Source organism: Pseudomonas sp. F220 (genome assembly GCF_057813935.1).
In genome coordinates this window covers 1-22,716 of the sequence record NZ_JBVASJ010000044.1, presented here as the reverse complement: position 1 = coordinate 22,716, position 22,716 = coordinate 1, and the positions used below count along the sequence as shown (strand labels likewise).

19 protein-coding genes and 1 pseudogene are annotated in these 22,716 nt (G+C 59.9%); 4 read left to right on the top strand and 16 right to left on the bottom strand.

Annotated features, from left to right (window positions below; translation table 11 throughout):
- Position 1: 1 nt before the first annotated feature.
- The gene (locus tag ACZYSM_RS25675) at positions 2–1,339 is read left to right on the top strand and encodes a dihydroorotase (RefSeq protein WP_489075898.1); all 1,338 of its coding nucleotides are present in this window, start codon (positions 2–4) and stop codon (positions 1,337–1,339) included.
- 122 nt (positions 1,340–1,461) lie between these two features.
- Here ACZYSM_RS25675 and ACZYSM_RS25670 read toward each other — a convergent pair whose 3' ends face one another.
- A complete protein-coding gene (locus ACZYSM_RS25670) occupies positions 1,462–1,983 on the bottom strand; it encodes a DUF3617 domain-containing protein (RefSeq protein ID WP_489075896.1) in 522 nt (173 codons plus the stop codon).
- Positions 1,984–2,114: 131 nt separating this feature from the next.
- Here ACZYSM_RS25670 and cls point away from each other — a divergent pair, with 131 nt between their 5' ends.
- On the top strand, positions 2,115–3,554 hold the full coding sequence (gene cls, locus ACZYSM_RS25665) for a cardiolipin synthase (RefSeq protein WP_489075894.1): 1,440 nt from the start codon (positions 2,115–2,117) through the stop codon (positions 3,552–3,554).
- On the opposite strand, the gene cfaB is transcribed toward cls, so the two are convergent.
- The 6 genes and pseudogenes from cfaB to hflK (ACZYSM_RS25635) all read right to left on the bottom strand — a co-directional run bounded on the left by cfaB (position 3,551) and on the right by hflK (ACZYSM_RS25635) (position 11,060).
- The gene (cfaB, locus tag ACZYSM_RS25660; protein ID WP_489075892.1) at positions 3,551–4,738 is read right to left on the bottom strand and encodes a C17 cyclopropane fatty acid synthase CfaB; all 1,188 of its coding nucleotides are present in this window, start codon (positions 4,736–4,738) and stop codon (positions 3,551–3,553) included. The genes cls and cfaB overlap by 4 nt on opposite strands.
- 62 nt (positions 4,739–4,800) lie before the next feature.
- Positions 4,801–5,043: pseudogene (locus ACZYSM_RS25655) on the bottom strand (HvfC/BufC N-terminal domain-containing protein); the annotation flags it as partial.
- 35 nt (positions 5,044–5,078) lie between these two features.
- Positions 5,079–6,998 carry a cation-translocating P-type ATPase gene (locus ACZYSM_RS25650; protein ID WP_489075890.1) on the bottom strand — a complete coding sequence of 640 codons (1,920 nt, stop codon included), beginning with the start codon at positions 6,996–6,998 and terminating at the stop codon, positions 5,079–5,081.
- Positions 6,995–8,053 (bottom strand): protease modulator HflK, encoded by a 1,059-nt coding sequence (gene hflK / locus ACZYSM_RS25645; RefSeq protein ID WP_489075888.1) that lies wholly within the window; start codon positions 8,051–8,053, stop codon positions 6,995–6,997. Before hflK (ACZYSM_RS25645) ends, ACZYSM_RS25650 begins: the two co-directional genes overlap by 4 nt.
- Positions 8,050–9,099 carry a protease modulator HflC gene (gene hflC, locus ACZYSM_RS25640; RefSeq protein ID WP_489075886.1) on the bottom strand — a complete coding sequence of 350 codons (1,050 nt, stop codon included), beginning with the start codon at positions 9,097–9,099 and terminating at the stop codon, positions 8,050–8,052. Before hflC ends, hflK (ACZYSM_RS25645) begins: the two co-directional genes overlap by 4 nt.
- Positions 9,096–11,060 (bottom strand): protease modulator HflK, encoded by a 1,965-nt coding sequence (gene hflK / locus ACZYSM_RS25635; RefSeq protein WP_489075884.1) that lies wholly within the window; start codon positions 11,058–11,060, stop codon positions 9,096–9,098. Before hflK (ACZYSM_RS25635) ends, hflC begins: the two co-directional genes overlap by 4 nt.
- Before the next feature lie 273 nt (positions 11,061–11,333).
- Here hflK (ACZYSM_RS25635) and lpdA point away from each other — a divergent pair, with 273 nt between their 5' ends.
- Positions 11,334–12,734 (top strand): dihydrolipoyl dehydrogenase, encoded by a 1,401-nt coding sequence (lpdA, locus tag ACZYSM_RS25630; RefSeq protein WP_489075882.1) that lies wholly within the window; start codon positions 11,334–11,336, stop codon positions 12,732–12,734.
- Positions 12,735–12,902: 168 nt separating this feature from the next.
- Here the strand turns inward: lpdA and ACZYSM_RS25625 are convergent, their stop codons facing one another.
- Positions 12,903–13,376: an Lrp/AsnC family transcriptional regulator gene (locus ACZYSM_RS25625; RefSeq protein WP_419114070.1), complete on the bottom strand. Its 474-nt coding sequence runs from the start codon at positions 13,374–13,376 to the stop codon at positions 12,903–12,905.
- 144 nt (positions 13,377–13,520) lie between these two features.
- Here ACZYSM_RS25625 and ACZYSM_RS25620 point away from each other — a divergent pair, with 144 nt between their 5' ends.
- The gene (locus ACZYSM_RS25620) at positions 13,521–14,150 is read left to right on the top strand and encodes a LysE family translocator (protein WP_489075880.1); all 630 of its coding nucleotides are present in this window, start codon (positions 13,521–13,523) and stop codon (positions 14,148–14,150) included.
- Between the two features lie 63 nt (positions 14,151–14,213).
- Here ACZYSM_RS25620 and ACZYSM_RS25615 read toward each other — a convergent pair whose 3' ends face one another.
- From ACZYSM_RS25615 to ACZYSM_RS25580, 8 genes are all read right to left on the bottom strand, one after another.
- Entirely contained in the window at positions 14,214–16,187 is a 1,974-nt protein-coding gene (locus tag ACZYSM_RS25615; RefSeq protein ID WP_489075938.1) for a 2Fe-2S iron-sulfur cluster-binding protein, read from the bottom strand.
- Positions 16,188–16,324: 137 nt separating this feature from the next.
- Positions 16,325–16,954 (bottom strand): glutathione S-transferase family protein, encoded by a 630-nt coding sequence (locus tag ACZYSM_RS25610; RefSeq protein ID WP_489075878.1) that lies wholly within the window; start codon positions 16,952–16,954, stop codon positions 16,325–16,327.
- 130 nt (positions 16,955–17,084) lie between these two features.
- The gene (locus ACZYSM_RS25605) at positions 17,085–17,987 is read right to left on the bottom strand and encodes a LysR family transcriptional regulator (RefSeq protein WP_489075876.1); all 903 of its coding nucleotides are present in this window, start codon (positions 17,985–17,987) and stop codon (positions 17,085–17,087) included.
- Between the two features lie 723 nt (positions 17,988–18,710).
- On the bottom strand, positions 18,711–20,009 hold the full coding sequence (locus tag ACZYSM_RS25600) for an FAD-dependent oxidoreductase (protein ID WP_489075874.1): 1,299 nt from the start codon (positions 20,007–20,009) through the stop codon (positions 18,711–18,713).
- Positions 20,006–20,581, bottom strand: coding sequence for a c-type cytochrome (locus tag ACZYSM_RS25595; protein ID WP_489075872.1), 576 nt, complete (start codon positions 20,579–20,581; stop codon positions 20,006–20,008). Before ACZYSM_RS25595 ends, ACZYSM_RS25600 begins: the two co-directional genes overlap by 4 nt.
- A 65-nt stretch (positions 20,582–20,646) precedes the next feature.
- Entirely contained in the window at positions 20,647–21,099 is a 453-nt protein-coding gene (locus tag ACZYSM_RS25590) for a hypothetical protein (protein WP_489075870.1), read from the bottom strand.
- Between the two features lie 93 nt (positions 21,100–21,192).
- The gene (locus ACZYSM_RS25585) at positions 21,193–21,810 is read right to left on the bottom strand and encodes a class I SAM-dependent methyltransferase (protein WP_489075868.1); all 618 of its coding nucleotides are present in this window, start codon (positions 21,808–21,810) and stop codon (positions 21,193–21,195) included.
- A gap of 61 nt (positions 21,811–21,871) precedes the next feature.
- Complete coding sequence (locus ACZYSM_RS25580) at positions 21,872–22,432, bottom strand: hypothetical protein (protein ID WP_489075866.1); 561 nt, start codon at positions 22,430–22,432, stop codon at positions 21,872–21,874.
- Positions 22,433–22,716 lie beyond the last annotated feature (284 nt).

The following is a 22,716-nucleotide window of genomic DNA, read 5'->3' as shown; positions in this document are numbered from 1 at the left end:
CATGAGCAGCGTGCTGATTCGAAACGCCCGATTGGTCAACGAAGGTCATGAGTTCGACGGTGATCTGCTGGTGGACCACGGTCGCATCGTGAAGATTGCCAGCAGCATCGAAGGCGAAAACGCATCGGTGGAAATCGACGCCAAGGGCCAGTGGCTGTTGCCCGGCATGATCGATGACCAAGTGCATTTCCGCGACCCGGGCGCACCCCACAAGGGAAGCTTTTACACCGAATCGCGGGCTGCTGTGGCCGGTGGCATCACCAGCTTCATGGACATGCCCAACACCCGGCCAGCGACCCTGACGCTCGCCGCGCTGGCCGACAAGAAGCGCCGCGCGGCAATCAGTTCAGTGGCCAATTACGGCTTTCACTTCGGTGTCAGTAACGACAACCTCGAGACCATTGCCGCGCTCGATCCATGCACAGTGGCCGGGGTTAAAGTTTTCATGGGTGCCTCCACCGGCAACATGCTGGTGGACGATCCACAGATTCTCGAGCGACTGTTCGCCGAAGTGCCGACTATCCTGCTCGCCCATTGCGAGCACACACCCAGCATCCAGGCCAACGAAAGCTATCTGCGGGAACTGTTTGGCGAGGCCATACCGCCGGCAGCCCATCCACTGATCCGCAACGCCGAAGCCTGCTTTCGCTCTTCTTCAATGGCCGTGGATCTAGCCAAGCGCCACGGCACTCGGCTGCATGTTTTGCACCTGACCACCGCACGCGAACTGGCCTTGTTCGAAGACAAACCGCTGGCCGAAAAGCGCATCACCGCCGAGGTCTGTGTGCACCACGTGTTGTTCGACGATCGCGACTATAAAAGCCTCGGCAACTTGATCAAGTGCAACCCGGCGATCAAAACCCAGGCCGACCGGGATGCCCTGCGCCAAGCCCTGCTGTGCAACCGGCTGGATGTGATCGGCAGCGACCATGCGCCTCATACCTGGGCAGAGAAACAGCTGCCCTATCGCCAGGCACCGTCCGGGCTGCCATTGGTGCAACACGCCCTCCCCGCGCTGCTGGAGCTGGTTGCCGATCAGCTTCTGCCACTGACCACGCTGGTGGAAAAAACCAGCCACAGGGTGGCGGATTTGTTCGCCATTCCCGACCGCGGCTACCTGCGCGAAGGCTATTGGGCCGACCTGGTGCTGATCAAACCCGAGCCCGGCGGCAAAGCCGTTGCCCAGCAACCGGTCCTCGCTCAATGCGGCTGGACACCCTTTGCCGAGCGACGCTTTCGCCACAGCGTCAGCACCACGTTGGTCTCGGGGCAAATTGCCTGGCACGCCGAACATCTATATGACGGCTGTCAGGGTTTGCCACTGCGGTTTATGCGTTAACCCCTCACTTTTTTTGAAGCACCAAGGACCACCAAAATGATCCGCATCACCCTGCCCGACGGCTCATTGCGTGAGTACGACCAGCCGCTCTCGGTTTTCGAGGTCGCTTGTCCGCGAAGCTTTTAGGCTCGTGGTTTAACAGTCCCGCAATCCTGCCCCATCCACACCGCGCGGGTATCCAGGCTGCCCTTCTGCTGGATGCCGGTGGCATTGAAAGTGCCATTGACCTTGGTCGTGAACTCTCGATCACTAAGGAAAGTGGCGACACCGGTGCCCTGCGCTTTCGGGCAGCTGAAGCGAAATTTCCACTGATTGCCGGCGCGGTCGGTGATTTCCTGCTTGCAGCCCGATTGCGGATCCGTCAGCGGAATGTTGTCGGACTGCACTTGGGCCTGAGTCAGACAAGCTCGAATACCTTTGCCGCCCATCGTGATGCCCTGCTGCTCCAGCGCTGCCCGTTGCTGCGGGGTCATCTGGCTCTGTAACTGACCTAGGATCAGTTGCAGATCCGGCAAATTCTGGTCATCCACTTTCATGTTGCTCGAGGTCAATTCCCACAACCCGGGTTGCAACATCTGCGCCTGAGCGGCCACAGGAAGCGACAAACCAACAACCAAGGCCAAACCCAGCAGACGAACGTTCATCGAGTAACTCCTAAAGAATAGTGGCCGTTAGACGTCAGCAATCTACTTCGGTTGCATCGCGAATTAAATAGCGACATTCGGTGTGGAACATGGTCTGTTAAGCATTGAACCTTCAGGAGCAAGGCTGTCCCATGGATTATTTTGGCCCGCATGTTTTCGGTTATCTGATCGCCACTATTCACTCACTGGGCATGATCGCCGCCATCCATGCTGTACTCACCGTCAGGACTGCCCAAGGCGCAATCGCCTGGGCGATGTCACTGTTGTTCATTCCTTATCTGACCCTCATCCCCTACCTGGTCTTTGGCCGCAGCACGTTCGATGCCTATATCAAGGCAAGGCGCCAAGCCAACGAAGAAATGCACAAAGCCATCGCCGACCTGAACTGGCGCCCTTGGGTCGAAGAAGCACTGACCGCTCGTGCCTCAAATGCCTACGCCTCGCTTCGAGCCATGCCGAAACTGGGGCGCATGCCGTGCCTTTCGAATAACCAGGTGCGCCTGCTGATCAATGGCGAAGCCACTTTTGCGGCAATTTTCGACGCCATCCGTAGTGCCCGCAAAGCTGTATTGATCCAGTTTTTCATCATCCACGACGACCAACTCGGCCGCCGCTTGCAGGCCCTGCTGATGGAGAAAGCCGCCGAAGGCGTCGCCATTTACGTGCTCTACGACCGTATCGGCAGCCACTCCCTGCCCCACAGCTACGTTCAACCCATGCGCGAGGCCGGCGTGCAGATCAGAGCCTTCGCTACCCGCAGCGGCTGGCTCAATCGCTTCCAGGTCAATTTTCGCAATCACCGCAAAATTGTCGTGGTCGATGGCCTGCTTGGATTCGTCGGTGGGCACAACGTCGGCGACGAGTACATGGGTAAGAAACCGCCACTGGCGCCCTGGCGCGACACTCATGTCAAAGTCAGCGGCCCGGTAGTGGCCTGCATGCAGGAATCGTTTGCTGAAGACTGGTTCTGGGCTTCACGAAAGTTACCGCCGCTGATCCTGCCCGACACCTACCCAGACGACGGCGTGCTCTGCCAGCTGCTGGCCAGCGGCCCGGCAGACCCCTACGAAACCTGCTCGCTGTTTTTTGTCGAAGCCATCCATGCCGCGAACGAGCGAGTGTGGATCACCAGCCCGTATTTCATTCCCGACGAAGCGGTATTCGCCGCGTTGCGGCTCGCGGTGTTGCGAGGTGTGGATGTGCGAATTTTGCTGCCTTCACGGCCGGATCACCGCGTTGTCTACGCAGCGTCCAGTCTCTTCGCTTTCGAAGCGGTGCGGGCCGGAGTACGGATGTTCCGTTATGGGCCAGGTTTTCTGCATCAGAAAGTGGTGTTGATCGACAGCGAAATCAGCGCCATCGGCAGCGCGAATCTGGACAACCGTTCGTTCCGGCTCAACTTCGAAGTGATGCTGCTGACCGTCGACAGCCAATTCGCCGCCGAAGTGGAACTCATGCTCAACGACGACTTCGCCCAGGCTCACGAGATCGCCAAGGGAGAAGGCCGCAAGACCCACCGCCTGCAACAACTTGGCATGCGGGTCGCACGGCTTATATCGCCGATTCTTTAAGGGTTATAGATATCGTCGCGAGTCCACGGCAGTTCATGGCTGCCGTCGGCATGGGCCTTGACCGCGAGGATCTGGTGCAGATTAATCCAGCCTTTGGCGAACGCATAAGCGCAACCGGCCAGGTACAGCCGCCAGATGCGCAGGGCCTGCTCCGGCACTTGTTTCGAAGCGGCTTCCAGATTGTCCTCCAGGCGCTCGCTCCAGTGGTCCAGGGTGCGCGCGTAATGCAGACGCAGGCTTTCGACGTCGACGATTTCCAGCCCCGCCTCGCTAATCTCGGCTGAAATCATCGACAGATGCGGCAGCTCTCCGTTGGGGAACACATAGCGTTCGATAAACTCACCGGCGCCGCGCCCGACCGGGCGGCCGTCAATGTGCTTGGCGGTGATGCCATGGTTCATCACCAGCCCGCCTTCGCGCACCGCCCCGAACAAGGTCTTGCAGTACTGTGCCAGGTTCGCATGCCCCACATGCTCAAACATACCAACACTCACCACCTTGTCGAAGCGACCGTCCTGCGGCAAGTCGCGATAGTCGAGCAATTGCAGCTCAACCTGATCCTCCAGGCCTTCCTCAATCACCCGCTCCCGAGCCAGCGCCAACTGCTCTTTGCTCAAGGTAATCCCGAATACTTTCGCTCCGAATTCCCGAGCGGCGAAGCGCGCCAGCCCGCCCCAGCCGCAGCCGACATCCAGCAGGTACTCGCCGGGTTGCAGGCGCAGTTTGCGACACAAATGGCGAAACTTGGCTTGCTGGGCTTGTTCCAGGCTCTCGCTGCCGGTCTCGAAATAGGCGCAGGAATAGGCCATGTCGCTATCGAGCCAGAGCTGATAGAACGCATTGGACAAGTCGTAGTGATAAGAGATGGCCGCCGCATCGGTGTCTTTGTCGTGGACGGTGCGCACAGGCTGATTGTCATCGCTCTCATCCAGCAGAGCCTGGCTCCACTCATCGCAGACCCGAATGACTTCATTGATAGAGCCTTCGAGCTCCAGTTTGCCTTCGACGAACGCGGCCCCCAACAAATCAAGGGTCGGATGAGTGAATTTGGCAACCAATTGCGGGTCCTTGACCACAATGGTGACGCTGGGCGCTGGGCCCAGATTGAATTCATGGCCATCCCAGAGTCTGAGGCGTAACGGTAACTGCAGATTCTGTAAGGCCGGTGGAAGGTGCGCGAGCATGACTAGTCCCCCTTGTTTCAGACGTCTGATATGAGGGTAGACCATCCGAGAAAATTAGCAGGCTATCGAACTTGTAGCCTTTCTCTATGACCCTCGACGGTGATCAAACCGTCGTGAATCCACTGTTTCAGCCAGGTTACAGCCAGCAATGGCGCACCCTCTTTACAAGTGACTGCTAACTCGCCGCGCAGTTCGGAAAAACTCCAGCCATCATTCACCATACCGCTCAGGGCCTGCGCTTCAGCGGCTTGCAGGCTGCGGTAATGGCAGACCCGATCCGCCCGCCATATCAGGCAAAACAGCTGAGGAGAAAAATAACCCAAAAGAATTTCGCGCCGAATCAGACGTCCTCTTTGAGTTTGAGCAGCGGCTCTTGAAAACGTAGCAACCGGCCCGCGTTGCCCAGTACCAACAAGGTGCTGAGGTTATGCAGCACTGCCGCGATCATTGCCCCCGCGGCTCCGAGCCAGCCGAATGCGGCAAACGCGACGATCGCCAGAGTCCAGCCTAGACCGATGATCACGTTGACCTGCAGTGTCTGACGGCACTGGCGACTCAAGCGCACGCAGGTGCCTAGTCGCCGTAAATCACTGCCAATCAGCACGATGTCCGCCGAGGCCAAAGCGATATCCGCCCCGCCCGCGCCCATGGCGACACCGACCACGCCGGCCTTGAGTGCCAGCGAATCGTTGATCCCGTCGCCCACCACCATCGGCCGAAAGCCGCTGTCGATTTCTTTCAATACGCGGTTGAGCTTGTCTTCGGGCAACGCCTGGGCTTCGATATCGCTGATCCCGACTTCATGGGCCAGGCTATGGGCGACGCTTTGCCGATCGCCGGTGAGCAGCAATTGCCGACCCAAACCCAGTTCACGCAGCTCACTCAACGCCAGCCGGGCCTCAGGTTTGACGCTGTCTGCCAACAACAGCCAGCCGAGAAATTGTGCGTCCAAGGCCAACCCGGCTATTGGGCCGTCGTGTTCAGGGACGGCGGATGTCTCAATGCCCAATTGGCTGAACAACTCCGGGCGACCGAGTGCCGCCTCGCCCTGCTCCGTCTGTGCCACCACCCCCAAGCCTTGGCGCTCGCGGATATCCGACAACACCAGAAAATGCTCCTGCGTTACCAGCCCAGCCAATGCACGGCTGACCGGATGGCTGCTGGCTGAGCCAAGGCTGGCAGCCAGTTTCAGCATCGCGCTGCGATTTTCAAACGGACTGTCGATCGACTGCAGACGCAGAGTGCCAAACGTCAGCGTGCCGGTCTTGTCCACCACCAGCGAGGTCAGGTCCGCCAGTTCTTCGAGGAACGCCGAGCTGCGAATCAGGATTCCGTGGCGCGCCGCCACGGCAATCCCGGCAATCGCCGTGGCCGGGGCCGACAACACCAGGGCGCAAGGACAGGCCGCCACCAACACCGCCAACATCGCCTGTGCATCGTTGCTGACAAACCAGGTGACGGCCGCCAGCAGCAAAACCAGCACCATGTAGCTGCCGGCATAACGCTCGAGCAAACGGGTGATCGGCGGTTTCGAACGCTCGGCGCTTTGCATCAGCGCAATGACTTTGCCCAGGGTCGACTCGTTGCCAGTGCGGGTAACTTCAATGCGCAACAAGCCATCAAGGTTGATCGCCCCGCCGAACACCTGCATGCCGACACTCGCCTCCAGTGGTACCGACTCGCCAGTGATTGGCGCGGTGTCGAGGCTGGCCTGCCCGGAAAGCACCAGGCCATCGGCCGGCACTCGATCACCGGCGCGCACTTCCACCAGGTCTCCGGTCTTGAGCGTGGTGTTGTCCACTTCGATAATCGTGCCGTCAGCCTGCACTCGCCGCGCATGGCTGCGCGTCAACTTACCCAAGGCATGAATGGCTTCCTGGGAGCCGATCACGCTGCGCTCTTCCAGCACATGGCCGAAGATCATAATGATCGGCAGCAAGGCCGCAGTCAGCAAATCGCCGGTGGCCCAAGCCCCCATCATTGCCAGTGCGATCAACTGATCGGTGATGCCGTGCAGGCTCGGGTAACGCAGGCTGTACCAAGCCGAGCGCATCACCGGCACCGCCACTAGCAATGAGGCAAAACCCAGCAGCAACTGGCTCACACCGTTTTGCTCCGGCGCCAACCAGCGCCAGGCCAAACCTAGCCCGAGCAGACCGAGGGCAAGCATTGCCAAGGTGAGTTGTCGCGCTGCGCTGCGCTGTTCGACGGAGGTCAGCATGCTTGCCAAAGGTTGGGCAGCAGCAGAATGGGCAGTCATTTTTCGGCTCCCTGAATGATCAGGCGGGAATCGTCTTTAGGATCGACCGTGGTCACCGAACCGGCCTGGCCGAGAATTTTTGGCAGACGTGCGCGATAAATCCGCAGCAGCATTTCCGGGTCAGTACCCTTCTGCTGCGCTTGGGCCAGGCTCAGGACCGTCGCCGTATCGGCCGACGCTTTGGCCAAGCGTTCACTGGCTTGTGCATGAGCGACTTGCAAGGCACGGTCGGCTTGCTGGGTGGCGGTCTGGGTCAGTTTTTCGGCATCGGTTCGGGCGTTCGCCACCGCTTTATCGGCCTGTTGGCTAGCGGTCAGCACCGCGTTGAACGCGTTCACCGCAGGCCCCGGCAAACTCGACTGCACGTCGACTCGCGCCACTTCGATCCCCAGCCCCTGCCCCGTTGCAGTCAACTCGGCCAAGCGTTGGTTGATGCCCTGCACCAGATCCCCGCGAAGGCGTTCACGACGCTCGGCCGCCTGATTGTCAGCGCCGATCAATTCGGGGCGCGCCACCAAAATTGTGTCCAGGTCTCGCGCAGCGGTCAGCGCCACCGCACTGCGGGTCACCAGGCGATCCAGTGCTGGCAGCACATGCTCGCCTTGCAGTACGAACGCATAGGGTTCGCTGACCTTATAGAAGACCCGCACATCCAGTTGCACCACACCGGCATCACCGGTTAGCAAGTAACCGGAACCGGCCAAAGCATCACTCAGCGGCGTGGCGAAACTCGCAACTCGATCGCCTTTTAGCGCGGCATCGGAACGCAGCAGGTTTTCCACCCGACGCTCGATCACCCGATCCGCCGCCGGCAACAACACCACCTGCTCAAACGGACGCGGCCACGCCAACAACAAACCCGCATTCTGTATACGATCCAGCGCCCCAAAATGCAGTACTACCGCCCGATTCTGCGGATCGATCTGCCGCACGTTGGAGAACGCCCAAGCCACCGCCGCCAACACCGTCACCGCGTACAACGCGAGGAAGGTCAAGCGGCCGGCTTGAATCCACGGGCTACTGACTTCATTTGTTCCACGTGGAACGTTACTCATGGCTGCGACTCGGCCTTGGTACCCAGGTTCGGCGGTCCATCAACCAACACCCGGAATGGCGCCGCATCGGTACGCAAGATCAGTTTGGTGCTCGGTGTGACCACCGTGCCCAGCGTGTCCAGTGAACGCAGCAAGTTATACAGCTGCGGCGAGCCTGCATAAGCGCGACCGTAAATCTGCGCAGCTTCGACTCGCGATTGAGCTTCAATGTCCGCCGCTTTCACCGTGGCATCGGCTTGCACAATTCGCGCATCACGCTCGGCGGCGGAACGAATTTGCGCCGCTTCGCGCTTACCAATGGCGGTGCGCTCGGTGGCAATGGTTTCACGCTCGGCGCGCATACGGTCGACGGTAGCGGTCAGGGTCACTGACGGTAGGGTCAACCGCTCGATACCGACTTGCAGCACACGCACGCCATAGGTGGTCAGCAACTGCTGATCGATCTGCTTGCGCAGTTGCGCTTCGAAGTCGGCGATGTGCACTTGGCTGGCATCGGTGTTCACCAGATTGGCCAGGTCAAAACTGCTGGCCGTGGTTTCCAGCGCCGAGCCGACAAAAGTGCGAATCTGCCGCGCCGCTTCGTCCGGCTGGTTTTGTACCGCCCGCATAAAGCGCTGCACGTTGTCCGGATCGCCCTGAACCTGCCACGCCACGTAGGCCTGAACAATGATCCGCAAACCATCACGCGTGCCGACATCCTGTAAACCGCTAGAGGTGGTGCGCAACCGCAGATCCACCGGGATCGCCGCCTCGAACGGCGCTGGCCAACGCCAGCCAAGACCCGGTTCCAGCAGCACCCGCGAAGGGTTACCAAATCGGGTGATGACCGTGGCTTCACCGGAACGCACTTGCACCAGGCTCGCCGCCGCAATAGCAAACAACACCAGCAATACCGCCCAGGCCATGCGCCGCCAAGGGAAAGCCCCGGCCTCTTGTGGGTCAACAGGGTGGTGATGGTGGTGGCCGTGATGATGCCCGCCATGGCCGTGATCGTGGCCAGTGTGGTCTTGATGATCATGCTGATCGTGGGAATGAGGCTGGCTCATTGGGCGGCTCCTGACTGAACGGCTTTACGCGGCGCCGCAGGGTCAACCGGTAGCGTGAAGGTACGTAGATCGATAGTCGGCGCACTGTTGCCGCCCAAACGATGATCGAGAATAAGCAGCTTGGCGTTGGCCAAGCCCAAGGTTAGCTGACTGAAGTATTGCTCCAGCACAAAGGCCTGACCGGCCGAGGCATACGCCTTTTGCTCGGCGGCAAAACGCAGGTCGGCGGCCAGAGCGGTAGCTTTGACTTCATGGGCTTTGGCCAGCGCCTGATCACGAGCAACACTGGCTTGCAATTGCGCCTGATTGGTCTGCTCGCTGGCAGCCCCGCGCTCACGGGAAATCAGCGCCTGGGCGCCGATCTGCGCGGCTTGCACACCGTGATAAGCATTGGCCGCACCGGCCGGCGGATGGATCGCTTCGACCACCGTGGCAAGGATTTCCACGCCGCTGTCGAGTTTCTGCAAGTCCGCCTGCACTGCTCGACCGATGTCGTCGGCAAGCCCAACACGATCCTCACCCAACAACCCATCAAGGGTACGCGATGCGAAATCGTGAACCAGAATCCGGCTGGCAGTGCTGCGAATCAGCGTCGGAACATCCGCAGTGTTATAAGTCGCCGCCAGTGCCGCCTGATCGGTCAGGCCGATGCGATAGACAAAGCGCACGTCCATGTTGACGATCTGGAAGCTCTGTTTGTCAGCACTGCTGCTGGCAATAACCTGTGATTTGTCGTTCACATGGCTGGCATCCCATAGCCGATTGGCGATCAGCGGCGCGGGCCCTTCTGCAGGCTCAGGCAGTGTTGCTGCAGTCGCTTCACCGACGCTGGTTGCCAGCTCATGCACTACACCGTTCTCGACGCTCAGCACGCGACCCACAGGCCAAGGCAATCCGGCGTGCAGCCCCGGCCCGAAGACCTCGACCGGCTTACCGAAACGCTCGTAAATTCCTCGCGCTTGCAGAGGAATTTCGTGAATCCCGGTGAGCAGCCAACCAACCGCCAGCACCACCATTAGCACAGGCAAGAATGCCCGGCGCATGTAGGTGAAAGCCCAAATCTGCCTAAGGTCAATGCCGAAGCGGTTGTGCAGTTCATGCTGCAACGCCAGCAAGGGCTGCGGCGGCCAGCGCAGCATGCCGGCAACAAAACTGTGCGCCAGCAGCCGTGGTTCAAGCCGTTCGCGGCGCGGGCTGAACAGCGACAACAAGGCGCGCAGCAGCAATTCGATCGCCACCAAACCTGGCAGCAGACCGATCAATACCGCCAGACGCGTAGGCCATACCGACGCTTCACTGCTGAACAACAGGCATAACGCGCTCAACACCAGGCAGATGATCGCCACCCGGATCAACTGCCCAAGCTGCCCCGCTTCGGGCCACTCAGCGGGGTTTTCCTGGGCCAACTGACGTTCGAACACCAGCAAGCCGAAGGCCAGCAATAACGAAAGCGACGCTCCCACACTGGCCGAAAGCCCCAACGCTGCGCCGGTCAACGACAGATTCCAGACTTGCTCGATGCTCAGCAGAGCCAACAACGCCCAGCCACACAACCAGAGGGTCGGTGCGCCAATCTGCGCCAGCAGGCGCAGCCAGCCATCGCCGATACGCCCCAACTGCCGGTCGTACCAGCCGCGCGCTTCAACCGGCATGTCCACGATTTGCTCAGCGGGTGGCGCGGCCTGTGACCCCAGCGCTCGCCCGCGCCACAGCGTCACCCACCAGGCTGATTGCAACCCGGCAACCACAACCAATAGGGAGGCGGCTTGATTGACCAACAGCGCAGGCCACGGCGATTGCGGGGCGAAAAGTCCGACAAAGAACCCCAGCACCAGCCCCACTGCCGCCAAACCCGCCAAGCCGATGCCAACCCGCTTCAACCGCCGAGCGTGAAATACCGCTTGTTGAAAACGCGGCAGCCCTTCTATACCTGCCCCATCAGTATCCAGATCGACTTGCATACCACCCCAGCGCTTGTCTTTGCTAAAACCTTAGCCTGTGGATAAGTCCCAGGCTGCTGCAAATATCACATTTCGTTACGATATAACGATAGTAATGAAATATTCACCTCGCACCTATCCCTTTTGTCTGTACGGCAGTGTCTGTGGATAAACCCTTCCTACGGGGGCTTGACCCAAAGCGTACAACCGCAACATATTATGAGCATAATTTTTTATGCGATCTACCTTCAACTGCTCCCCTCCCTTGTCAGTTTCCAATGCAGGAGTACAGCCATGAGTACCTACGACGTCGTGATTCTGGGCGGTGGCCCTGGCGGTTATAACGCTGCCATCCGCGCGGGCCAATTGGGTTTGAGGGCTGTGTGTGTCGAAGGTCGCGCCACCTTGGGCGGGACCTGCCTGAATGTCGGCTGCATGCCATCCAAGGCTCTGCTGCATGCCTCCGAGCTCTACGACGCGGCCATGGGTGCCGAGTTCGCCAACCTGGGGATCGAGGTTAAACCTACCCTCAACCTTGCCCAGATGATGAAACAGAAAGACGAAAGCGTCACCGGGCTGACCAAGGGTATCGAGTTTCTCTTTCGCAAAAATAAAGTCCACTGGATTAAGGGATGGGGCCACATCGACGGCCCGGGCAAAGTCAGCGTGACCGACAGCCATGGCGAAAAAACCGAACTACTGGCCAAAAACATCATCATCGCCACCGGCTCCGAACCCACCCCATTGCCCGGCGTGGAGATCGACAACAAGCGCATTCTCGACTCCACCGGCGCACTGTCTCTCAGTGAAGTGCCCAAGCATCTGGTAGTGATTGGCGCCGGGGTAATTGGTCTGGAGCTGGGCTCCGTGTGGCGGCGGTTGGGCGCGCAGGTGACGGTGGTCGAGTACCTTGATCGCATCTGCCCGGGCGTGGACGGCGAGGCGGGCAAAACATTGCAACGCTCACTGAGCAAACAAGGCATCAGTTTCAAGTTGAGCTCGAAAGTCACCAACGCTACGACTTCGGCCACGGGCGTGCAGCTAAGCATCGAGCCGGCGGCAGGCGGTGCCGCCGAGCTGCTGGAAGCGGACTACGTGCTGGTGGCCATCGGTCGACGGCCTTACACCCAAGGGCTGGGTTTGGAAAACGTCGGCCTCACCACTGACAAGCGCGGCATGCTCAGCAACAAGGGCCACCGCACCGACGCGCAAGGCGTTTGGGTGATCGGTGACGTCACATCCGGGCCGATGCTTGCCCACAAAGCCGAAGAAGAAGCCATGGTCTGTATCGAGCAGATCGTCGGCAAGGCAGGTGAAGTCAATTACGAGGTGATCCCCAACGTGATCTACACCAAACCGGAGCTGGCCAGCGTCGGCAAGACCGAAGAGCAGCTCAAGGCTGAAGGCCGGGCCTATAAGGTCGGCAAATTCCCGTTCACCGCCAACAGCCGGGCCAAGATCAACCACGAAACCGAAGGCTTCGCCAAAGTGCTGGCTGATGAGAGCACCGACGAAGTGCTGGGCGTGCATCTGGTGGGGCCGAGCGTCAGCGAAATGATTGGCGAATACTGCGTGGCCATGGAGTTTTCTGCCTCGGCCGAAGACATCGCCCTGACCTGCCACCCACATCCGACACGCTCTGAAGCGTTGCGACAGGCGGCGATGAATGTGGAGGGGATGGCGACGCAGATGTAGTTTTTTCGGGAGGGAATTTGTGTCGGTTGTTCAGCCGTCTTCGCGGGCAAGAACTAGGCGTCCCCCTGCTCCTACAGGTGTTGCACGGCCCTTGTAGGAGCGTGGCTTGCCCGCGAATGACCGCGAAGCGGTCACAATTGGGCTGACCCGTTCTAACTGAAGAAATAATCAATCCGGCAAATGCCCCAACGGCAAGGGCCCTGGCGTCTTCACAGTGTGGATCGCGAAGTTGCTGCGAATATCGCTAACGCCCGGCAGTTTGAGCAAACTGCCGGTGAGGAAGCGTTCATAGCCGCGCAAGTCCGGCACCACTACTTGCAGCAAAAAGTCCGACTCGCCCGACACCAGAAACGCTGAAATCACCTCGGGCAACGCCGTCACAGCCTGGCGAAACGCTTCGGCTTCGGCATCGTTATGCCGCTCGACCTTGACCCCGACAAACACCGTCAAACCCAAGCCCACCTCATCGCGATCGAGGTTGGCCTGATAGCCGCGAATCACCCCGGCCTCCTCCAGCAATCGAACCCGACGCAAGCAAGGCGAAGCCGAAAGACCGATTTCCTCGGCCAGTTGCACGTTACTCAGGCGACCGTCCCGTTGCAGCGCCGCGAGAATACGGCGGTCGTAGGCGTCCAGTTTCATACGTGGCAGTTCCAGACTGTTTTTATTCATGGATTGGCAGATTGTGCCAAGTCTAGCTGTTTTAGTGACCGACTACGCAAGCACCTGCCCTACCCTTCGGGCATAGACTTTGATCACCGAATTGATAACGAATGGGGTGGCAAGGTGGCAGAACTCTGGATGTTTCTATTGGCCTTGGCGGTGGTGTACCTGCTGCCGGGCCCGGACATGATCCTGTTGCTGCAAACCGGTGCGCGTCAGGGCAAAGCCACGGCGTTGGCCACCGCCGTAGGGCTGGCGATTGCCCGTGGTTGTCATGTGGCCTTGGCGGCGTTGGGCCTGGCGACCTTGTTCAAGGCCGCGCCCTGGACTTTTGAGGTGGTGCGCCTGGCGGGTGCCGCCTACCTGTTGTGGCTGGGGATTCAGTGTCTGCGCTCCAACATGTTGCCGAGCCTGAATTCAGCCGGTGTGTCCACCAAGGCCTTGTTGTGGCGTGAAGCGATCCAGCGCGGGTTGCTGACCAATCTGCTCAACCCCAAGGCCTTGCTGTTTTGCTCGGTGTTGCTCCCACAGTTCATCGACCCGCAGGCCGGGCCGGTGGTGGCGCAGTTCGCCAAGCTTGGCGTGGTGCTGGTAATCGTTGGGTTGTTGTTCGACAGCTGTTACGCGCTGGTCGGAGCCGTGCTCGGGCGGTGGCTCGAGCGCAGTCCCTCGGCACAGCGGGTGCAGCAATGGCTGTTCGGCAGTTTGTTGATCGGTTTTGCACTAAGGCTGACCTTTGTTCAACAGGCCTGATCCTGTAACAGCGACTGCGCTTTACGCCGAAGGAAAAAGCGCTTTCCTACGCATGCGGTTGGTCTACAGATCAAGCACCACTGGCTGCTGACCTTCGAACCCTGTGGCCGGGACCGCACAGCAAATCAGCACCTCCCCCGCGTCGGGTAACTCGGCTGGTGGCAGTGGATAGTGCACCAGGCCACTGATCAAGCGAGTTTTGCAGGTTCCGCAGGAACCACCCCGACAGCTGAATTCGGGTCTCAGGCCTCGGCTCTCCGCCAACTCCAGCAGGCTGCCGCCCGCAGGCTCCCAGCGGGCTTCCTTGGCTGAACGATGAAACAACACTGGCACCGAGGTGGTGGCCGCTGGCGGTTGGTCGAAAGGCCTCGCTTCGGGGTCTGGCACCCGGTGTAAGGTCGACGGGCCGAACGCCTCGGCATGAATCCGTTCATCGCGGATATCCAGCTCACGCAAAGCGTTATATAGCTCTTGGGTAAAGCTGCCGGGCCCACACAAGACAAAGTCCACCTGATCGTAGTCTTCGACCCGCACCACAGCCTTGAGCAGTGCGATATCAATGCGCCCGGTCATATCGAAATCCTCGCCTTCGCGAGCCTGAGCTTCTGGCTGGCTGAGCAGGCGCACCACTTGCACGGCGTCACCGGCGAGCGCCAGCAACTCGTCCACTTCAGCGCGAAACGGTTGGTCTACCAGACTACGAGAGCTCTGGATAAACCAACTGGGCCGGGTGCGGCGGGTACGCTGGCCCTGATAAACCACCTCGCGCAACATCGACAACAATGGTGTGATACCCACCCCGGCCGCCAACAGCACAAGCGGCCGACGCTCATGAGGGGCTGCGGTGAAATGCCCCTGTGGCGCGCGAGCCTCCAGCAGGTCACCGACACGAATCTGCTCGTGCAGATGAGAGGACACAACGCCCTCGCGCTTCACACTGATCCGGAAAAAACCATCAGACGGTGCACTCGACAGGCTGTAGGTACGGATATGCACGTGGCCATCAATCGTGAACCGCACGGGCAAATGCTGTCCGGCCTGAAACAAAGGCAGGCCGGCGCCATCTGCTGGCTCCAGGTAAATCGAGCGGATGTTGCGGCTTTCCATTTCGATCCGTGTGACCCGCATCGGTCTCCAACTGTTGCCCAGCGCCTCGGCTTGCAGACGGGCTGCGGCTTGCTCCCAAGTACCGGTCATCCGGCTGTTCGGCGATAAACCCTCAAAGCGCCAGCGCAAACCAAGCGCTGCAGGCCGGCGCACAACGTGCTCCACGTGCAATTTCCAGAGCCGCTCGGCACCCTGAAAGGCATCAACCTGCGGCCCTTCAAGGATGATTTCGGTGCGTCCGCTGATCTGCAGCAAATCGCCCGAGGTGAAATCAATGAACAGCAAGCCGGCGTGCGGATTGAGCAACAGGTTGCCCAAGGTATTGAAGTGCAGGTTGCCAGCGAAATCGGGAATGGTCAGGCAGTTATCTTCGACCTGAACGAAACCGCTCTGCCCGCCCCGATGAGAAACATCCACCGAGCGTTGGTTTTCAACGTCAACGTAACTGGCGACAAAGAAGGTGTCGGCCTCACGAATTATTGCGCTCGCCCTGTCGTCCAGCATGCTCAGGCGCTGCACCACCCGCATCGACAGATCAGCGACGGGCACCGACTCCAATTGGCGCAGTTGAATGTACTGCGGGCAATTACCGAAAGACTGTTCCACCGTCACGGCAAAACCGGTCTTGGCAATATCGCTGACCCGACCATTAATCCGGTTGCGCCGACGCGTGTGCAGCTCTATCCCCAGCAAGCCGATCGCCGCGCCGACCTGTAACTGAGCGGGATCGTCTTGCCCCGGCAGGCTGTCCAGCTGCAACAGGGCAGGCTCGGGAGAGTGGGTGAAACCCGGTTGACCTTCGAGAATACTGGCCCAGGGATTACCGTCCGCATCCACCGCGCCAAACAACATAAAAGGCAATTGCTGATAGAACTGCCGATGTTGGTCCGGCAAATGATTGCGGATAACCTTGGGTCCGAACGCTTCCATACGCTCAGCGACACCGACGTGCGCCTGCAGCTGCTTCTCGCCGGCATGCCAGGGTGATTGAAGGTTCACACGGTTTCTCCCCTGCGCCGAGGGCGCAGTCTGAACAGCCCAGCCAGACTGGGCCGGGCTCGTTCGTCTCAGGCGGTTTGCAAGCCGGCCACCGTGCGCGGCATCGCTACAAAACCGGGTAAGGCTTCGATACGCGCCAGCCAAGCCCGCACATTGGCATAGTCGGCCAATGAGACATTACCTTCCGGCGCATGGGCGATATAGCTGTAGGCGGCGACATCGGCGACTGTCGGCTCATTGCCCGCCAGATAAGGAGTGTGGGCCAATTCCTGGTCGATCACCTTAAGCAGGCTGTGGGAATTGGCGATGACCTCTTCAGCGTTATACGGCGCACCAAACACGGTGATCAACCGAGCCCTGGCTGGCCCCGAAGCAATCTGCCCCGCCGCGACCGACAACCAGCGCTGCACCTTGGCAGCACCGACCGGGTCCGTCGGCAGCCAGCGGCCTTTGCCATACTTCTGCGCCAGGTACACCAGAATCGCATTGGAGTCGGCCAGCACCACGCCCTGGTCATCGATGACCGGCACCTGACCAAAAGAATTCAGCGCGAGAAACTCCGCCTGCTTGTGAGCACCGCTGACCAGATCGACGAACACCAGCTCAGTGGGCAGTTCAAGCAGGGACAGCATCAACTCGACACGGTGAGCGTGACCGGAGCGCGGAAAGTTGTAGAGTTTGATGGCGTGCTGGGACATGGTGAACTCCGCAGGGTAATCGCGCAGTTCAGGAGAGATCCGCGCCGATGGGAGCTATCTTCCACTTTCGATGAAAACAACAGAATAACCAGAAAACACAATCCATTATTTCAACAGGTGCAATAAAGCATCAGGCCTTTAGTGCTGGATGCTCACGCAATGCCTTCACCGCAAAATCCACGAAGCTGCGCACCCGTGCCGGCGCCTTGCGCCCACCCTGATACACCACGTGGATTGGCAGCGCCGGCAGTTCAAAGTCTTGAAGAACGATTTCCAGCTCGCCGGCGGCCACCTTGCTGGCCACCTGATAAGACAGCACCCGGGTCAGCCCCCACCCCAGGCAAGCCGCAGTAATCGCCGCCTGATTCGCGGTAACCACCAAACGCGGCTCCGGACGGATACTCAGCGCTGTTCCCTCGTCCAAAAACTGCCAGCTCCTGGCCTGCCCGATGGAAGAGGTAGCGACAATCCGTGCCTGACACAGGTCATCAGGATGCCGCGGTCGACCATGGTTTTCGAGGTAAGTGGGAGACGCACAGATCACGCGTCGTACTTCACCCACCTGGATCGCGTGCTGGTTGCTGTCCGGTAGCTCACCGATGCGCACAGCGATATCAATCCCCTCCTCGACCATGTTCACCACACGGTCGAGGAGTAAGGCATTGATGCTGACCTCAGGGAACTGATCCAGATAACCGACCATTACCGGCGTCACGAACAACTCGCCGAACAACACCGGCGCGGTGACCGTCAGTTGCCCACGGGGCTGGGCATGACTACCGGCTGCCGAGGCTTCGGCCTCCTGAAGTTCGGCCAGGATGCGCCGGCAGTCTTCCAGATAACGCTGACCGGCCTCGCTCAGGTGCACGCTACGGGTAGTACGCGTCAGCAGCTGTGTGCCGATGCGTTTTTCAAGTGCCGCGACCGCCCGTGTGACGCTCGCAGCCGACATGCTCAAGCGCCGCGCCGCAGCAGAAAAGCCCTGCTCTTGCGCCACGATGAGGAACACCTGCATTTCCTGAAACCTGTCCATGCAGCAAACCTCTATGGCGAGGGCAAGCCCTGTGGATTTAGAGAATTAAAACTGTCGCGGGATGATCCCGTGTTTCGCGCCCTGCAGCCTCATGGAGAGGAAACGCAAAACTGTCGCAACCTCTCCAAGAGCCTGTTCGGACACGTGGTCTAGAGAATTAAAACTGTCGCAGCCAGAAACAACGCGGGTTTCACGTACAGCCAAGAGCACCGGCGGCTGATTAGTCGCCGGGGCGGAAAGGGTAAGCCGGGATTGGCTAGTGAGTGTGCTGAATTCGTTAGTGGTGTTGATCACGTCGGTAAGTCATTACTGGCCGCGCCCATGCTCAGGAAGGGAGCAAAATCGCAGTCTGATGCGCCTTGCAGCATGTCTTTCTAGACCTTTTATCGTCAGTGACTTGCGGTCATGAGTGAGCGGCCATCCTGACGGTTGGTTATCCGACTGAGGTACTGAGGAGATGGTGCTGCCTTACAGCTTAGGCTGTACCTTGGCCCTTGCTCCACCTTTCATCAGCCGCTTACGCTTGATCCAAATGGTCCCGAGATCACCGCTCAGAGCTGTGAAGGTTCGGGCAAGATCGAACGAAAGGAGCGCCCATTTGAGATCGCCACATGTGAAAAGGCCAGGCGTCAAGCAAAGGCTCATACCCTCTCGTCCCGGAACCCGGCAGACCGTTCCGCCCTTTCAGGATTCAGCCCCGCAGCCCTCCTGGCGTCCGCCGGCCTAGCCAAATGCCTCTTTGACCAGGCTGTCGAACATGCTGTAGGCCGACAGCGCCTCACGACGGTAATCCTCGTCGTTGGCGTCCAGGGGCGTGACCAGCAAGGTCTGGATCTCGATGACATTGCTGGTCGCATCATGCTGGTAGTGCAGCAGCACTGAGATACCGTAGTTGTCGCCACACAGGCTGTAGCAGACATTCATGTACTGCGGCTTGAGCAGCGCCAGGCTGTGCATCTTGCTATAGATGGCCAAGGCACAGACCCTGGCCTGGCAGGTCGCGGCGAAGGCCGACTTGGGCAGTTTCTCGGCGTAGGCCGCGTCGCCGATCACATGCACATCCGGTACTAGCAGGGATTCCAGGGTTTGGGTGTTGACCGGACACCAGCCATGCTCTGCGGCCAGGCCGTTGTGCCGTGAAAAATCATCAGCCTGCTGGGGCGCGATGATGTTGATCACCTGGCCGCTGACCGGACCACCCTCGGTCAGCAACTGCCCCTTAGCTTCGTCGAAACCTAGCACGGTTCCCCCCTGCAAGGCACCGATCCACTGGATGTTGGCCTGCTCGCTCCCATAGCCATAGAAACGTTTCCAGGCCTGCTCGAATTGCGCCTGCTTGGCAAACCGCGGCTTGGCATCCAAGACGATCACCCGCGAATCGGGCTTGTGGGTCTTGAGATAATCGGCAATCAGGCTGGCTCGTTCATACGGCCCGGGCGGACAGCGGTAATCGTCCACGGGTACCGAGATCAACACATTGCCGCCGTTGGGCATGGCCTCCAGTTGCTGCCGGAGCAGGCGCAGTTGCTCGCCGCCGCCCCAGGCATGAGGTACACGGCTGGCCACCGCCTCGCTGTAACCGGCGATGCTGTCGTACTTGTAGCCAATGCCCGTCGCCACTACGCAGCGGTCGTAGCCGAGCACCGAACCGTCGGCGAGCGTGACCTGCTTGCGTTTGGCATCGATCGAGCGCGCCTTCTGATGGACCACCTCGATGCCCTCGGCGCGTAACTGCTCGTAACCAAAGACCAGGGTTTCTTCGTCCCGCTTGCCCACCAGGTACTCGACCCCCAGCGGGCAGCAGTGATACTGCCGGCTGGGCTCGACCAGAGTGATGCCGACGTTGGCGTCCAGGCGCCTGAGAGTACGAGCGAAAGTCGCGCCGGCAAAACCACCGCCGATCACCACCACGGCATAAGAGCGGGCCGCCACGGGCACCGCCGGTCTGGCCAAGGCCTGGATCGAGGAAGCGCCGATACCGGTGGCCAGCCACTTGAGCAGCAGCCTACGTTGTGGGTTCATCGACATAGAGCCTCCTGCGCGCAACCTTGCAGGTACCCCAGAAGCTGCTGCAATTCCTCGCCTTTGAGGGCGGACATCGCACTGGCCATTTCCTCTGGCATCGTTCGTTGGCCTGTGGCCATATCTTTCAGCACTCCTTGCATATACTGCGCATTCTGTCCTTTCACATACGGCGTATCCGCCTGCTTTTCATGGCAACTGGAACAGTGTTGCGCGTAAAGCCGCTCACCCTGTTCGTGTGCCTGGGGCACGGTCGCCCCTAGCGAGTCTTTCGGCAGGCGGCTGTAATACTCGGCGAGCTGCCTGAGCGTCTGGTCGTCGTACCCTTCCATCGCCCGGTTCATGATGGTGCCTTTGAGGGTGCCGTCGCGATAAGCCGCCAGGGTCTTGTACAGGTAGGCCTCGGACTGGCCGGCCAGCGAAGGAATCGCCCCCGGCGTGCGCTGCCCCTCGAAACCGTGGCAATTGATACAACCGTTGCTCAACATGAAGGGCTCGCCACGACTGCCGGCTTGCAGACTGGGAACCGCAAAAACTAGGCCGATCAACAACGACCCGATAACCACGCGCATAGCCTGGACTCTCTCTGTGCCTTGTATCGGCCGCTGCACCCGCGGCGGCCGAGTCATCCCATCGATTATTCATTGAGTACGTTGCTCATATACACCTTGGTGTGACGCAGGTACTCCTTGGGAATGTGGTAACCGCCGTAGGCTTTCACATGGCCGTCGATGTAGCCGCTCATGGCCTCGCGCGAAGCAAATATCTGCTTGGCCCGCTCGAAGGTCGCCGGGTCGCGGTAGATCATCAGGTGGATCAGCGGCTCGCCCAGTTCGGTGGGGATCAGGTTGATCACCTTGACCCCCTCCTTCGACTTGCCAGCATAAGTCTGCATGTACGCAGCCTGGGAGGTGACGAAGGTATTCAGGAACGCTTCTTCCTGGTCCTTGGGCGGCTCGAAAATGATGGTCATGGCCTTGCCGGTGGAGGTCGCAGCCGGGGCCGGGGCAGTCGGGGTCTGAGCCCATGTCTGGCTGCCAAAAAACCACAGGAGGCCTACTAGGCCCAGACGCGCTGTAAGGTTGTTCATCGCTATCACCGTTATTGTTACTGATGGCTTATTTTTTATGCCGAGCCAAGCACGTCCGGCGAGCAGGCCTGGATGGCGGACTCGAGGCTTTTCTTATTTGTGCAACACGACTGTGATCATTCGTCCGTCCAGGTCCGCCGTCGGATTGGCGGTATCCCTGGGGGCAACCTGCACCGAGCTGATTTCCACCCGGCGATAGTGTTCGAACATCACGCGCTGGTACTCCAGCGGCAGCAAGGGCCGGATGCAGAACAGGGATAGGCGCCCGCCATCGCCGAGCAGCGACTGCGCGGCGAACTTGAGGAACCTGAGGTTCTCGTCGTCAACCGCCGCCATGTCATCGGCGAACGGATCAAAGAAGATCGCCGAATAACGCTGGGTCCCGATGTCAAGCTGCTGCCAGTAGTAGCCGGGGTGCAACTGAATGTTCGTGCGCGCGCCCTTCCAGCGCTCGGCCTGGACCAGCACCTGTGGGTGGGGCTCGACAATGGTATGGGACGCCGGGCCGAACTCCTGCAGGATGCTGGCCGAGATGCCCATGCCGAAGCCGACTTCCAGCAGCCGGTCGTCAGGCGTGAGCTTGAGGCCCTCGACCATCTTGCGGATCAGTGGCCTCTCCCATTCATGCATGACGTATTCGTCGCCGATGCGCAGCGAATCGCCGGTATAAACCGCCTCTGTCGCCAGATAGTCCTTGCGTTGCGGGTCCATGAGCACTCCTTTTCTCTTCACTCAGGGTAGGTTCGGCGATCACGCCAACAGGGTTGTGGCGTCACCTCACCAGTTTCAATTCGGGCCTGCCGACGAATGCTTGCGCCGTCGTTACATTCGATTTCAGCAGCAGGGTCTGGAACTCGCCCTTGAACGGAACCCTGGCGAGGATCGCGATACTCAGCTCTTCGAGGTACAGCGAAAAGCCCTGCAGCGTCTGCAGGGGCAGACCGGCAAGCACGGCGTAAGCGATTTCCAGCAGCAACTGGTCGAGATAGATCACCAGGGTTCTTTCGCTGTGCCGGCAGAGAATCGCTTCCAGTTCGATGGCAAATGCATGATAGAGAGTGTTGAGGCTCTGGCTGCCGTAGCGACCAGCATAGGGATCGAACAACCAGTCCATCTTGCGGGCCCCATGGACCTGCTTCGGATCGTAGAACTCCTGCTCGAAGACCAGGGTCTGGATCTCCAGACTGCCAGCCAGCGCCAGGACTGGGGCATAGCAGGCCGAGCGGCCGGACAGCACTAGCAGGTCGCAATGTGCGCGCTGCAGCGTCTGCAGGTGGCTTTGCAATAACGCCTCGTCGAACTGCCGCGCACGGCGCATGAGAATCACGTTCATCTCGTCGAACTCCTGAAGCCAGCCTCGCAGGCCGCCAATGCCTCGATATGCCGCGTACGGGTAGCGCCGACGATACAAGCGTCGACCTGCCGATGATGAAAGGCGTAGTCCAGCGCAGGCTCCAGGGGAATATCGCCGCCCGCCAGGCAATGCACAGCGTAATTGGATGGACTCGCCCGCGCCGAGGCGTCAATGCGCCACGGGGGCAGTCTAAGAAGCCACCGACAGCGAGGGCGAATCCATGAAAAAGAATACGACGGTTAAACAGTCCCTGTCTTCAACCG